The organism is Paenibacillus cisolokensis (assembly GCF_018403665.1).
Lineage (GTDB): Bacteria > Bacillota > Bacilli > Paenibacillales > Paenibacillaceae > Paenibacillus_AH > Paenibacillus_AH cisolokensis.
On the sequence record NZ_BOVJ01000172.1, the window covers coordinates 22,994 to 36,018 of the forward strand.

Below are 13,025 nucleotides of genomic sequence, written 5' to 3' on the forward strand. Positions count from 1 at the left end.
GCGAGAAGGAGCCGCCCGGTCGCGGGCGGCTCCTTCCGCGTCGGACATTATACGACGGCGGAGGAATGCCTGTGAAAAACGCGCTTCGCAATCCATATGTTTACCTGATGTTTGTCCTGCCGGCGATCGCGCTTTATTTTCTGTTTTTCATTTATCCGATGCTCATGTCCGTTTATTACGGATTTACGGATTGGGACGGTCTGAGCAAACCGAACTTTATCGGATTGGACAACTTCATTGCGGCTTTCAGCGATCCCGAATTTCGCTCCTCCATTTTGAACAACATTTATATTTTGCTGTTTTCCTGCTGCGTACAGGTGCCGATCATTGTCGTCCTGTCTTTGGTCATCGCCGGCGTCAGACGTTTGCAGGGCTTCTACAAAACGACCGTGTTCATGCCGTCCATTCTGTCCACCTCGGTGATCGGCATTTTATGGGGCTATATTTACGATCCCGATGTCGGGCTGCTCAACAATTTGCTCAAGTTGTTCGGCGCCGGTCCGATATACTGGCTGGCGGAGCCGCAGTGGGCGATGTTCGCGATTTTGATTACGAATGCCTGGCAGTGGGTCGGTTTTTATATCGTGCTGATGCTGGCGGCGATACTGGCAATCCCGAAAGATATCGACGAGGCGGCCGGAATCGACGGCGCGACCGGCGTGCAGCGGGCGTGGCATTTGACGGTGCCGCTGATCAAGCCGGTGATCAACGTCGTCATCATGCTGTCCATCGCGGGAGCGCTGCGCGTCGTGGACATCGTGCTGGTCATGACGGGCGGGGGACCGGCCGGAGCGACCGAAGTGATGGCCTCCTACATGGTCAACAAGGCGATCAAATACGGGGAATACGGCTACGGTACGGCGCTTTCGATCATCATTTTCGTTATTGCGCTCGTATTGACCGCCCTGTACCAGATCCTGATCGCGAGAAGACAGGAAAGGGTTGAATACTGATGCCGGCGGCAATCAAAAAAGCGTTCCCTCATGCCGTCATGTTGACGTATGTGGCGGTCATCCTGCTTCCGTTCCTGTTCGTGCTGTTTTCTTCGTTCAAAGCGAACAACGTCGAGATTGCGACGAGGCCGTTCGGCTTACCGAAAACATGGGCGTTCGAGAACTACAAGGAGGCCTGGGTGAAGGCGAAAATCAACGTTTATTTTTGGAACAGCCTGTATTTGTCGCTTTCGTCCGCCGCCGTCGGCGTGCTGCTCGCCGCTGCCGCCGCCTTTGCGCTGGTGCGCATGAAATTCGAGGCGGTCAGCCGCTGGATCTACCAATATGTGCTCATCGGCATGCTGATTCCAGGCAACGTCCTGTTTATCGCGCAATACTTGCTCGTGCGCAACATGGGCATTCTGAATACGCACTGGTCGTTGTTTTTGCCTTATACGGCCGGCGCGCTGCCGCTCAGCGTGCTGCTGATCGCGGCGTTCATGCGCTCGATTCCGGGGGAGCTGGAAGAGGCGGCGATCGTCGACGGGCTGCGCGCGCCGGGGCTGTTTCTGCGAATCGTACTGCCGCTTACGGTTCCCGCGCTTGTGACCGTGTTTATTATCAATTTCCTGGGAAATTGGAACGAATATTTGCTGGCGAACTTCTTTTTGAGCAAAGATTCGCTGCGCACGCTACCGACCGGCATGGTAGGGTTTCGCGACGCTTTCCAGACCAACTATGCGCTTGTCTGCACCGGCATCGTGTACAGCGTCGTTCCGGTTCTCGTTATTTATACCTTTCTTCAGAAAAAATAATCGAAGGCCTTACGGCGGGCAGCGTAAAAGGCTGACATTTGCGCAAGCGAAAACCGGCGAGCCTCAATCGCAACCGTGCGGACGATTTGGGAAGCCGCGGCAGATAAGGGCACGGAGGCGCCATGACGGATCTGCAAAACGCGTTGACAGTTGGTCGGCAGCTGTGGTATATTATTTTGGCAGTGTTATATGTTTACGCACAAGCAGAGGCGCCCGCTTCTCACCTGACCGGCAATGCCGGCTGGTTGCGACTGTTGACTTTTGGAGAGCGATCCTTCGCCGGATCGTGTCATCAATCGGTTCATGGGATGCGGGTCCGGTGCGGGCTCGCATTTTTTTGCAGAAATTTTGCAGCGAATTTATGGAAATTATGCTTGGAGGTGGCAGGACATTAGCAGGGAACATCAAATCAATGACGAGATTCGTGCCAGAGAGGTTCGTCTCGTCGGTCCGGGCGGGGAGCAAATCGGAATCAAGCCGCTGCGCGAAGCGCTTCAGATGGCGATCGACATGAATATGGACCTGGTCAACGTTGCTCCGCAGGCCAAACCGCCTGTATGCCGGATTATGGATTACGGCAAATTCCGCTATGAGCAGCAGAAGAAAGAAAAGGAAGCGCGCAAGAATCAGAAGATCGTCGATCTGAAGGAAGTATGGTTCCGCGCGAATATCGAGGAGCATGATTACCAGACGAAGCTTCGCAATGTGGTGAAGTTTCTGAAGGATGGCGACAAGGTGAAGGCATCCGTACGGTTTCGGGGGCGCGAGATTACCCACGCGGAGATCGGACAGCGGATTCTCGACCGGCTGGCCAAGGAAGAAGCCGTCGCCGAGCTGTGCAACATCGAACGTATGCCGAAGCTTGAGGGCCGCAGCATGATTATGATTCTGGCTCCCAAAAACTAACGCAAGCTCTTTAAGGAGGATATATTGACATGCCTAAAATGAAAACTCACAGCAGTCTGAAAGACCGCTTTAAAATTACCGGGACCGGCAAAGTAAAACGGTTCAAAGCGTACAAAAACCATCTGCTTTCCGGAAAATCCGCGCGCCAGAAGCGCGTTCTCTCCACGCAGCCGCTGTTGGCCAAGGGAGATCAGCGCCGTCTGCAGCAAGGTCTGGCCAATCTGAAATAGCATACGCGAAGACGGACGGGCATCATTCGTCCGCAGTTATCGACTTTATTCAACCTACAGGAGGTTTCCATCAATGGCAAGAGTGAAAGGCGGCTTTGTCCGCGCACGTCGTCGGAAAAGAATTTTGAAGCTCGCGAAAGGTTACTTCGGTTCCAAACATAGATTGTTTAAAACGGCGAAAGAGCAAGTGATGAAATCGATGCTCTACGCTTATCGCGACCGCCGTCAGCGGAAGCGCGACTTCCGCAAGCTGTGGATCGTACGGATCAATGCAGCCGCCCGCCAAAGCGGTCTGTCCTACAGCAAATTTATGCACGGCCTGAAGCTGGCCGGCGTGGAAGTCAACCGCAAAATGCTGGCCGATATGGCAGTGAACGACATCAACTCGTTCAATTCGCTCGTCGGCATCGCCAAGGAAAAAATCAACGCTTAAGTCCGATCCGTTCGGACTTGTCCGGCAGCGCCGTTCCGTCGACCGGGACGGCGCTGCCGCATGAAAGGCCTGCCGCCGGCCCGCCGTGCATCCGCGCCAGGGCTGCGGCAGTCTTTTTTCTCATTGTCTGTTCGCCTCGAAAATGGTATGATAGACCTAGACATCGGACGGAAGCCGGCGGCCGCCGGCTTCCGTTGGACGCAGCCTGCCGCCGGCGGGCGGCAAGGAGCGGCATCGGGAAATAGACCGGAATCCTGGCACGGGACGGTCTATTTCTTTTTGTTTGATGATGTGAGAATAAGCAGGACAAGCGTCGCAAACGATATCATCAGCGATAAACTTTGATATACGTCCACCGGCATCACTCCTTCCCTGCGGGAAGTTGGCCGCCGCTGCTGCCGCCAGCCGAAAGCGCTGCGCTTGTCCATATTGTAGCATGAACCCCGCTATTTGAACAGAACAAATGTTCGCATCTCGGATGCCGTACGGTACGCCGCGCGTACGGGCGCAAATCGGAAAGATATATGCGGTCCGTCAATGGCGGATAGTTCCGTTCGGCTTGCGGGACAATGATACAGACGTGATCCCTTCTTTCTGAATACGATATAGAATTACGGGAAAGGAGGGAATTGCATGCGCGGCGTTTCAAGCGCGGCAGCCCGCAAGCTGATCGGCAAATCAATCTATGCGGTCCGGAAGGACGGCTCGGTTGTTACCGGCAATCTCGTCCGCGTCAGCGGCGACCGGCTGATGCTCAGGCCTTTCGGCCCGAAGGACGGCAAGCAAGTTGCCGTAAGAGCGATATTACCGCTTGTTCTGTTCGATTTGCTCGCGATCGGCACGCTTCCTTACGCTTTCGGCCCGGGCTTCGGTCCAGGATTCGGCCCGGGGTTCGGCTCAGGCTTCGGACCGGGATACGGCCCGGGGTTCGATAATGGGTACGGCCCTGGTTTTGGCAATGGGTACGGCCCGGGATTTAAAGCAGGATACAACCCGGGATTCGGCCCCTACGGGCAAGGACCCTACGGAGGGGGATTCGGCGGCGTCCCATACGGATACAAAATCCGTATTATTAACCGGCCGGATCACTGTTGCTGGCACCACCGCCGCCTCGGGTTTCCTGGCCGGGGAACGGCTTGGCATTAAGCGGCTTGAACATGTTGCGGCAGCGAATATGCGGATCGTATCCGCCGACGCGGTAGCCGATGCGGCAGTAAAACCGCTGCGCTCCCGGATTCGATTCGTCCACAACCAGCCGCGCGGTCGAGCATTGCTGCGATATGCCGTACGCTTCGCCGTATTCCATCAGCCGTTTTCCCCAGCCGCTTCCGCGGTGGTTGGGGTGGACGGCGAGCATGTCGATATACAGAACGTTTCCGAGAACGACGACGTGAAGGAATCCGATCAGGGGATCGGAACGCCGCCGGACGGCGACGAACGTCACGCCTTGACGCAGCCGTTTGGGCAGCTCGCGCATCGTGAGCGCCACGTCGGTCTGGGCGGTGTGGGAGTACGGGATCAGTTCCGAACGGATGAGCCGCATAATTTCCTTATCGTCGCTTCGAGGCTGCCGAAGCCGAATCATGAAGGTCACTTCCATTCATGCGGAGCGCAGCGCCGAAGCGCCTTCCGTCTCCGGGCAATGTAGTTCCGCCGCGAGGGCTGGTGTATTTTATGCCGGCACGGCGCCGTTCGTTCGCGGCACTTGGCACACATAAGTTTTTGGTTCCGAAGCCAACCTAATCCTTGACGAACTGTCGGCCAAGGCATATAATTGGTTCTAAGCTAATACGACATCGGCAATGATGAGGACGAAGTGATAAGGGCTCTTTTGCTCAGAGAGCGTTCGGATATGCTGCGACCGGCGCCAAAATCCCTTTTCGACGAGCTCACCTCGGAGCTGTTTCCCTGAACCGCCCAAGCATTCGCTTCAAGGCTTATTAGGGGGAATCGCGAGGCACGCGTTACCGTGCTAAAGGTATGAACGACGGATCGTTTCATACCTGGTGAGGCTATGCACTGCGAGGTGCGTAGCAAATGGTGGGTGGTACCACGGAAGATTAACCTTTCGTCCCGGACGCTGGCATAGGCGCCCGAGGCGAAAGGTTTTTTGTTTTTACGAAAGGAGGATGACTGATGGTCACGCAAAGTGCAACGCTGAAGTCAAAAGAAGAAATCATCGAAAGAATGAAGAAGCCCGAAGTGATAACGGGCTCGGAAATGCTGCTTCGAAGCCTTGTGCTCGAAGGCGTGGAATGCGTGTTCGGGTACCCGGGCGGAGCGGTTCTGTACATTTACGACGCCATGCATGGCTTCAAGGACTTTCACCATGTGCTCACCCGTCACGAACAAGGCGCCATACATGCGGCCGACGGCTATGCGCGCGCCAGCGGCAAGGTCGGGGTCTGCATCGCCACGTCGGGACCGGGAGCGACGAATCTGGTCACGGGCATCGCTACCGCCTATATGGATTCGGTGCCGCTGGTTGTAATTACGGGAAACGTGGCCACCAGCGCCATCGGAACGGACGCTTTCCAGGAAGCGGACATCACCGGCATTACGATGCCGATCACGAAACACAGCTACCTGGTGCGCCGGGTTGAAGATTTGCCGCGCATTATTCACGAAGCTTTCCATATCGCCAATACGGGACGCAAAGGTCCTGTTCTGATCGATATACCGAAAGACGTATCCGCCGCGAAAGCGCTGTTCAAACCGGTCACCGAGGTCAACATTCGCGGCTACAACCCGACCGTTGCGCCGCACAAGCCGCAGATCGACAAGCTGCTGCAAGCGATCGCGGAAGCCGAGCGTCCGCTCATCCTGGCCGGGGGCGGAGTCATCTACTCCGGGGGCCATGAAGAGCTGTATGAATTTGTGACGAAAACCAATATTCCGGTTACGACGACGCTGCTCGGCCTTGGCGGATTCCCGAGCGGACACGAGCTGTGGCTCGGCATGCCCGGCATGCACGGCACTTACGCCTCCAACAAGGCGATCCAGGCGGCGGATTTGCTGATTAATATCGGCGCCCGTTTCGACGACCGGGTGACGATGAAGCTGAGCGGCTTTGCGCCGAACGCCAAGATTGCCCATATCGATATCGATCCGGCCGAGATCGGCAAGAACGTGCCGACGGATATTCCGATCGTCGGCGATATCAAGACCGTGCTGACGATCATCAACCGCGAGGCGAAGCCGGCGGCCAAGGCGGACGCCTGGCGGGCGCAGACGCAGGCATGGAAGAAAGAAGTGCCGCTGAAATATAAAGATTCCGACACCGAGCTGAAACCGCAGTGGGTTATCGAGATGATTCACGATACGACCGGCGGCGACGCGATCGTCACGACGGACGTCGGCCAGCATCAGATGTGGGCGGCGCAATTTTACCGGTTCAACAAGCCGCGCTCGTGGATCACCTCCGGCGGTCTCGGCACGATGGGCTTCGGCTTCCCGTCTGCGATCGGCGCCCAGATGGCGCATCCCGACCGGCTCGTCGTATCGATCAACGGCGACGGCGGCATGCAGATGTGCGCCCAGGAGCTGGCGGTCTGCGCCATTAACAACATCCCGGTCAAAGTCGCGATTATCAACAACCAGGTGCTCGGCATGGTGCGCCAATGGCAGGAAATTATTTACGACAATCGCTACAGCCATATCGATCTGGCCGGCAGCCCCGATTTCGTCAAGCTGGCCGAAGCTTACGGCGTCAAAGGGTTCAGGGCGACGAACAAGGAGGAGGCCCGTTCCGCCTGGGAAGCGGCGCTCCGTCATCCCGGACCGGCCGTCGTCGAGTTCGTCGTCCGCAAAGAGGAGAACGTGTATCCGATGGTCACCCAAGGAAACACGATCGATGAAATGATCATGGGGGATGCGGAATGAACAAGCATACGATCGCCATTCTCGTTAATGACCAGCCGGGCGTTCTGCAGCGGGTATCCGGCCTGTTCGGCCGACGCGGTTTTAATATCGAGAGCATCACGGTAGGGGCCAGCGAGGAAGCCGGCCTCTCCCGGATGGTCATCGTCACGACCGGCGACAACAAGACGCTGGAGCAAGTTTCCAAACAGCTATACAAGCTGATCGACGTCATCAAGGTCGTCGACGTCAGCTCCGCGCCGATGGTCGCGCGCGAGCTGGCGCTGATCAAAGTCAACGCCGAGCCGTCCGCCCGCCCGGAAATTCTCGGCGTTGTGGAAACGTTCCGCGCGTCAATCGTCGACATCAGTCCGTCGACCGTTATCGTGCAGGCCGTCGGCGACACCGAGAAAATCGACGCCATCATCGAGCTGCTCAAGCCTTACGGCATACGCGAGCTGTGCCGCACCGGCGTCACCGCGATGAATCGCAGCGGCCACCGCTAACGCGTCCGCGTGCGGTTTGCGGTTGAGAAATTCCTATCGCTTCGCAAAGGGCGACCCGCCTTTGAGCGGGAGTGCAAGGCGGGGAACGGCAACGGATGTTCCCACCTTGCCCACCCGCTCAAAAGGGTCCATATATTATAAGGAGGCATTCATTCATATGGCAGTAAAAATGTACTACGAAAAAGACGCAGAGCTTAGCGCGCTGCACGGAAAAACGATCGCCGTTATCGGGTACGGAAGCCAGGGCCACGCCCAAGCGCAAAACTTGCGCGACAGCGGCCTGAAAGTCATCATCGGTCTGCGCCCGGGCAAATCGGCCGAGAAAGCGAAAAACGACGGGTTCGAGGTGCTGTCGGTCGCCGAAGCGGTAAAACTGGCCGATGTCGTACAAATTTTGATGCCTGACGAAACCCAGGCCAAAGTATACAAGGAAGAGATCGAGCCGAATCTGAAAAAAGGCGCGGCTCTGATGTTCTCCCACGGCTTCAATGTTCACTTCGGCCAAATCGTGCCGAACAAAGACACGGACGTGCTGCTCGTTGCTCCGAAATCGCCGGGCCATATGGTGCGCCGCACGTATGTGGAAGGCTTCGGCGTTCCCGGCCTGATCGCGATCGAGCAGGATGCGACAGGCAATGCGCTCGCCATCGGCCTTGCCTATGCCAAAGGTATCGGCTGCACCCGCGCAGGCGTCATCGAAACGTCGTTCCGCGAGGAGACCGAAACGGACTTGTTCGGCGAGCAAGCCGTACTTTGCGGCGGCACGAGCGCGCTCGTCAAAGCAGGTTTCGAAACGCTTGTCGAAGCGGGCTATGCGCCGGAGATGGCATACTTCGAATGTCTGCATGAGCTGAAGCTGATCGTCGACCTGATGTACGAGGGCGGCTTGGCCAGCATGCGCGATTCGATCTCCAACACGGCGGAATACGGCGACTATGTAACCGGTCCCCGCATCGTGACGGAAGAGACGAAGAAAGAAATGAAGCGCGTGCTGGAAGATATCCAATCCGGCCGCTTCGCTCGCGATTTCATTCTGGAGAACCAGTCGAACCGCGCGGTGCTCACGGCAACCCGCCGCCGCGAAGCGGAGCATCCGATCGAGCAGGTTGGCAGCCAGCTTCGCGAGCTGATGCACTGGATCAAGAAATAATTCCGGCCGCCGCGTCATAGTCTAAAAATCGTAGAGCAAGCCGATATCCCGGACTATACAAGCCTTCGCGCTTCTTTCTTAACGAGGGAAGGTGCGAAGGCGTGTGCGCGTCCGGGTCATTCTGTTCCTGGAGGTGCGTCACTTGCGAAAATCTATTTGTTTGACACTACCCTTCGCGACGGCGAGCAGTCGCCCGGCGTCAATCTGAACACAAAAGAGAAGGTTGAGATTGCGCTTCAGCTTGAGAAGCTCGGCATCGACCGGATCGAAGCCGGATTTCCGGCGGCGTCGCCCGGCGACCTGCAATCGGTGAACGCGGTCGCGAAAGCGATAAAGAACGCGACGGTTATCGGTCTTTCCCGCTCGCGCGTACAGGATATCGATGCCGCCCGCGAAGCGCTGAAGGGCGCGGAAGATCCGTGTCTGCATCTGTTTCTGGCGACGTCTCCGATTCACCGGAAATACAAGCTGCGCATGGAAAAAGAGCAGGTGCTGGAAACGGCGGAACGGGCGATTCGTTACGCGAAGCAGTATTTTGACAAAATCGAATTTTCTCCGGAGGATGCGGGCCGCACGGAGCTGGATTTTCTGTGCCAGGTAACGGAAATGGCGATTCGCGCCGGCGCGACGGTCGTCAATATTCCCGATACGGTCGGCTATATGACGCCGCTTGAGTTCGGCAACATTTTCAAGACGCTGCGGGAGAAAGTGCCGGGCATCGAGAGGATTCAGCTCAGCGCGCATTGTCATGACGATCTCGGCATGGCGACGGCCAATGCGTTGGCGGCCGTACTGAACGGCGCTGACCAGATCGAAGGGACGATCAACGGCATCGGCGAACGCGCCGGCAATACGGCGCTGGAGGAAGTGGCGATGGCGCTCGAAACCCGCTCCGATGTGTTCCAGGCCAAGACGACGCTGAATTTGAAAGAAATCGCCAGAACGAGCCGGCTGGTAAGCAAGCTGACGGGCATGGCCGTTCCGGGAAACAAGGCGATCGTCGGCGCGAACGCTTTCGCGCATGAATCCGGCATTCACCAGGACGGGATGCTCAAGGAGAAGACGACCTACGAAATCATTTCGCCCGAGACGATCGGCTTGAAAGAATCCAAGCTCGTGCTCGGCAAACATTCCGGCCGCCACGCCTTCCGCGAGAAGCTGATCGACCTCGGCTACGATCTGGGAGAAGAAGCGCTGAACGCCGCATTTGCGAAATTCAAGGATCTGGCCGACAGGAAAAAGGACGTCAGCGACGAAGACATCCGCGCGCTGCTGGAAGAGAAAATTGTCGATACGCCGGAAGTGTATGCGCTTGATACGATCGAAGTCCGTTACGGCAACCGTTCGACGCCGAGCGCGACGGTCGGCATTCGCGTCGAAGGCGATAAGCTGCTGCAGGGAACGGCGGAAGGCAACGGTTCGGTAGACGCCATCTACAACGCGATCGACGCGTTGACCGGCGAGACGGTGGAACTCGAGGATTACTCGATCAAATCGGTTACGCACGGCAAGGATGCGCTCGGCGAAGTCCATGTGGCGCTCAGGCAGGACGAAGTGTCGGCGAAGGGGCGCGGCGTCAGCACGGACATTCTGGAAGCGAGCGCCCGCGCGTATGTGGACGCTTTGAACCGCTTGATCGAGAAGCGGAAGACGCCGGGACGGCGGGACAAGATGAGCCTGATCTGATCTGCGGTCGCCAGCTTGAATATCCGGCAGATATTGGTGAAGTTTGCGAAGAGGGAGAGGAGCACAGATATGGCAGATGTGAAAAAGATCGCGGTAATCGCCGGGGACGGCATCGGCCCCGAAGTGGTGGCCGAGGCGTTGAAAGTGCTGAAGAAGACGGAGGAGCTGTTCGGTTACCGGTTTGAGACGGAGCACGGCCTGTTCGGGGGAATCGCCATCGACGAAAAAGGTACGCCGCTGCCCGAAGAGACGCTCGACATGTGCCGCCGCGCCGATGCCGTGCTGCTGGGCGCCGTCGGCGGGCCGAAATGGGACAACAATCCGAAGGAGCTGCGTCCCGAGACGGGGCTTCTCGGCATTCGCAAAGCGCTCGGCCTGTTCTCGAACATTCGTCCGGCGGTCATCTTCGACTGCCTGAAAGAAGCGTCCACGCTGAAGCCGGAAGTGCTCGAAGGCACGGACCTGATCGTCGTCCGCGAGCTGACGGGCGGCATCTACTTCGGCGAGAAGTTCCGCCGCGAAGGCGAAAACGGCCAGGAAGCGGTCGATACTTGCGTTTACAATGTCCGGGAAGTGGAGCGCATCGTCCGTCAGGCGTTCGACATTGCCCGCACGCGCCGCAAAAAGCTGGCTTCGGTCGACAAGGCGAACGTGCTGGAGACGTCGCGCCTGTGGCGCGAAGTGGTGAACCGGATCGCGCCCGAATACCCGGACGTGGAGCTGGAGCATGTGCTTGTCGACAACTGCGCGATGCAGCTGCTGCGCCGTCCTTCCAGCTTTGACGTCATCGTAACGGAAAATATGTTCGGCGATATTTTGAGCGACGAAGCGGCCATGCTGACCGGCTCGATCGGCATGCTGTCGTCGGCGTCGCTGGGCGAAGGCAGCTTCGGCCTGTACGAGCCGGTTCACGGCTCCGCGCCCGACATTGCCGGACAAGGCGTAGCCAACCCGATCGCGACGATACTGTCCGTTGCGCTCATGTTCCGGCTGACGTTCGGTTATGCGGATGCCGCGCAATCGATCGAAGACGCGGTCAAGGCCGTGCTGGACGCCGGACACCGTACGGCCGATATCGCGGCCGACAAGAGCCGGGCGATCGGCACTTCGGCCATGGGCGAACTGATCGTCAATGCGATGAAGAAATAAACGCGCGAAACGGAATATTTATAAATTATAATTAATATCATTAAGAAACAATTTCAATCTTGACTGCTTTCTATTGTAGTGGTACGATTTATATCGGACAAGTCACACGCCGGTGACATTTTCAAAAATTAACGCAATTAAGCGACAAGGAGGCTACTATTATGGCAGAACGTTTGGTAGGACGTCCGGCTCCGGATTTCACCATGGAAACGGCGCTGGGGAACGGTCAAGATTTCGGAACGGTATCCCTTTCCGACTACAGAGGCAAATGGCTCGTTCTGTTTTTCTATCCGCTGGACTTCACGTTCGTATGTCCGACGGAAATTACCGCGCTGAGCCAAGCTTATGAGCAATTCAAGGCGCTGAATACGGAAATTCTCGGCGTAAGCGTGGACAGCAAGCACAGCCATCGCGCTTGGATCAATACGCCGGTAAGCGAGAACGGTCTTGGTCAGCTGAACTTCCCGCTTGCTTCCGATATTACGAAGAACGTCGCGAGAGATTACGGCGTACTCATTGAAGAAGAGGGCGTTGCATTGCGCGGCTTGTTCATCATCGATCCGGAAGGCGAACTGAAATACCAAGTTGTCAACCACAACGACGTAGGCCGCAGCGTAGAAGAGACGCTTCGCGTGCTGCAAGCTCTCCAATCCGGCGGTCTGTGCCCGATGAACTGGAAGCCTGGGGACAAGCATCTGGTTGCGAAGTAATCGTTTGGAACTATTACATTTCTGAAACCCGGACCGTGCAGGTCCGGGTTTCCTCTTTATATTTGAAAAGATTTGTCAGCAGGAATTTCAGGTGCTTGCAGCGAATAAAAGTAAAAGAAGGCAGCAGCGTCCTGTTTCAGGCGAAGGACCGGGACCGAGGAAAAGGAGGGAATCTCCCGATGAGCTTCTGCTGCGGAGCCAGTATGATCGGAACAAAAGGCACATTGAAGCATTACCGGACTCATATTCATAACGTTCCGATTTTGTTCTGTCCCGTATGCCACAGAGTCGAAATTCATCATTCGATCGAGAACGAGTACGAAATTTTGGCTGAATACGCGCATGGGGACGGCGCTTCCGAGATCGATTTTCAAGATTATGTCGATAAGGAAGACAAGGGGATATTCGAGAATTGCGTCAATAACGAGAACGAGGATCCGATGGATGTGGTGACAAGCCAGATCGATATGGCGCTGGATCTTCTTATTTTCGCGAAACAGTTGAACGACCAGGCGTGGCAGGACGAGTTGAAGAAGCGGCTCGGCGTGTTGAACGGCCGGCGCAATAAGCTTCGTCAGCGCCGTACCTCTGAAGGCTATTGCTGAATTTACAGCCTCCTTCCGGAGGCTTTTTTTTCTATGGTTTGAAGC

At 56.7% G+C, this 13,025-nt stretch carries 15 protein-coding genes and 1 pseudogene; 13 read left to right on the forward strand and 3 right to left on the reverse strand.

The window, feature by feature from the left end:
- Window positions 1-71 precede the first annotated feature (71 nt).
- The 5 genes and pseudogenes from PACILC2_RS21810 (at window position 72) to rplT (ending at window position 3,316) form a co-directional block, all read left to right on the forward strand.
- Window positions 72-953 carry a carbohydrate ABC transporter permease gene (locus PACILC2_RS21810; RefSeq protein WP_213530816.1) on the forward strand — a complete coding sequence of 294 codons (882 nt, stop codon included), beginning with the start codon at window positions 72-74 and terminating at the stop codon, window positions 951-953.
- Window positions 953-1,782, forward strand: a pseudogene (locus PACILC2_RS21815) (carbohydrate ABC transporter permease). Before PACILC2_RS21810 ends, PACILC2_RS21815 begins: the two are co-directional and overlap by 1 nt.
- 322 nt (window positions 1,783-2,104) lie before the next feature.
- Window positions 2,105-2,653: a translation initiation factor IF-3 gene (gene infC, locus PACILC2_RS21820; RefSeq protein ID WP_201024158.1), complete on the forward strand. Its 549-nt coding sequence runs from the start codon at window positions 2,105-2,107 to the stop codon at window positions 2,651-2,653.
- Between the two features lie 29 nt (window positions 2,654-2,682).
- Window positions 2,683-2,883 (forward strand): 50S ribosomal protein L35, encoded by a 201-nt coding sequence (gene rpmI, locus PACILC2_RS21825; RefSeq protein ID WP_062494953.1) that lies wholly within the window; start codon window positions 2,683-2,685, stop codon window positions 2,881-2,883.
- 73 nt (window positions 2,884-2,956) lie between these two features.
- Window positions 2,957-3,316, forward strand: a complete 360-nt coding sequence (rplT, locus tag PACILC2_RS21830) for a 50S ribosomal protein L20 (protein ID WP_062494950.1) — start codon at window positions 2,957-2,959, stop codon at window positions 3,314-3,316.
- Here the strand turns inward: rplT and PACILC2_RS28125 are convergent.
- Both PACILC2_RS28125 and PACILC2_RS29570 read right to left on the reverse strand, forming a co-directional pair.
- A complete protein-coding gene (locus PACILC2_RS28125; RefSeq protein ID WP_256364498.1) occupies window positions 3,306-3,440 on the reverse strand; it encodes a hypothetical protein in 135 nt (44 codons plus the stop codon). The genes rplT and PACILC2_RS28125 overlap by 11 nt on opposite strands.
- A 145-nt stretch (window positions 3,441-3,585) precedes the next feature.
- The gene (locus tag PACILC2_RS29570) at window positions 3,586-3,744 is read right to left on the reverse strand and encodes a putative holin-like toxin (RefSeq protein ID WP_372447203.1); all 159 of its coding nucleotides are present in this window, start codon (window positions 3,742-3,744) and stop codon (window positions 3,586-3,588) included.
- Between the two features lie 205 nt (window positions 3,745-3,949).
- Here PACILC2_RS29570 and PACILC2_RS21835 point away from each other — a divergent pair, with 205 nt between their 5' ends.
- On the forward strand, window positions 3,950-4,462 hold the full coding sequence (locus PACILC2_RS21835; RefSeq protein WP_372447204.1) for a hypothetical protein: 513 nt from the start codon (window positions 3,950-3,952) through the stop codon (window positions 4,460-4,462).
- Here the strand turns inward: PACILC2_RS21835 and PACILC2_RS21840 are convergent.
- Complete coding sequence (locus tag PACILC2_RS21840) at window positions 4,389-4,901, reverse strand: GNAT family N-acetyltransferase (protein ID WP_213530818.1); 513 nt, start codon at window positions 4,899-4,901, stop codon at window positions 4,389-4,391. The two genes, PACILC2_RS21835 and PACILC2_RS21840, sit on opposite strands and share 74 nt — an antisense overlap.
- Before the next feature lie 551 nt (window positions 4,902-5,452).
- Here PACILC2_RS21840 and ilvB point away from each other — a divergent pair.
- From ilvB to PACILC2_RS21875, 7 genes are all read left to right on the forward strand, one after another.
- The gene (ilvB, locus tag PACILC2_RS21845) at window positions 5,453-7,198 is read left to right on the forward strand and encodes a biosynthetic-type acetolactate synthase large subunit (RefSeq protein WP_213530820.1); all 1,746 of its coding nucleotides are present in this window, start codon (window positions 5,453-5,455) and stop codon (window positions 7,196-7,198) included.
- Entirely contained in the window at window positions 7,195-7,680 is a 486-nt protein-coding gene (gene ilvN / locus PACILC2_RS21850; protein ID WP_062494943.1) for an acetolactate synthase small subunit, read from the forward strand. Before ilvB ends, ilvN begins: the two co-directional genes overlap by 4 nt.
- Before the next feature lie 157 nt (window positions 7,681-7,837).
- Window positions 7,838-8,830: a ketol-acid reductoisomerase gene (gene ilvC / locus PACILC2_RS21855; RefSeq protein WP_062494941.1), complete on the forward strand. Its 993-nt coding sequence runs from the start codon at window positions 7,838-7,840 to the stop codon at window positions 8,828-8,830.
- A 156-nt stretch (window positions 8,831-8,986) separates the two neighbouring features.
- Window positions 8,987-10,516 carry a 2-isopropylmalate synthase gene (locus PACILC2_RS21860; RefSeq protein ID WP_280515364.1) on the forward strand — a complete coding sequence of 510 codons (1,530 nt, stop codon included), beginning with the start codon at window positions 8,987-8,989 and terminating at the stop codon, window positions 10,514-10,516.
- A gap of 69 nt (window positions 10,517-10,585) precedes the next feature.
- Complete coding sequence (gene leuB / locus PACILC2_RS21865) at window positions 10,586-11,665, forward strand: 3-isopropylmalate dehydrogenase (protein WP_213530822.1); 1,080 nt, start codon at window positions 10,586-10,588, stop codon at window positions 11,663-11,665.
- 161 nt (window positions 11,666-11,826) lie between these two features.
- Window positions 11,827-12,375: a peroxiredoxin gene (locus tag PACILC2_RS21870; RefSeq protein ID WP_062494937.1), complete on the forward strand. Its 549-nt coding sequence runs from the start codon at window positions 11,827-11,829 to the stop codon at window positions 12,373-12,375.
- Between the two features lie 179 nt (window positions 12,376-12,554).
- The gene (locus tag PACILC2_RS21875) at window positions 12,555-12,980 is read left to right on the forward strand and encodes a hypothetical protein (protein ID WP_062494935.1); all 426 of its coding nucleotides are present in this window, start codon (window positions 12,555-12,557) and stop codon (window positions 12,978-12,980) included.
- Window positions 12,981-13,025 lie beyond the last annotated feature (45 nt).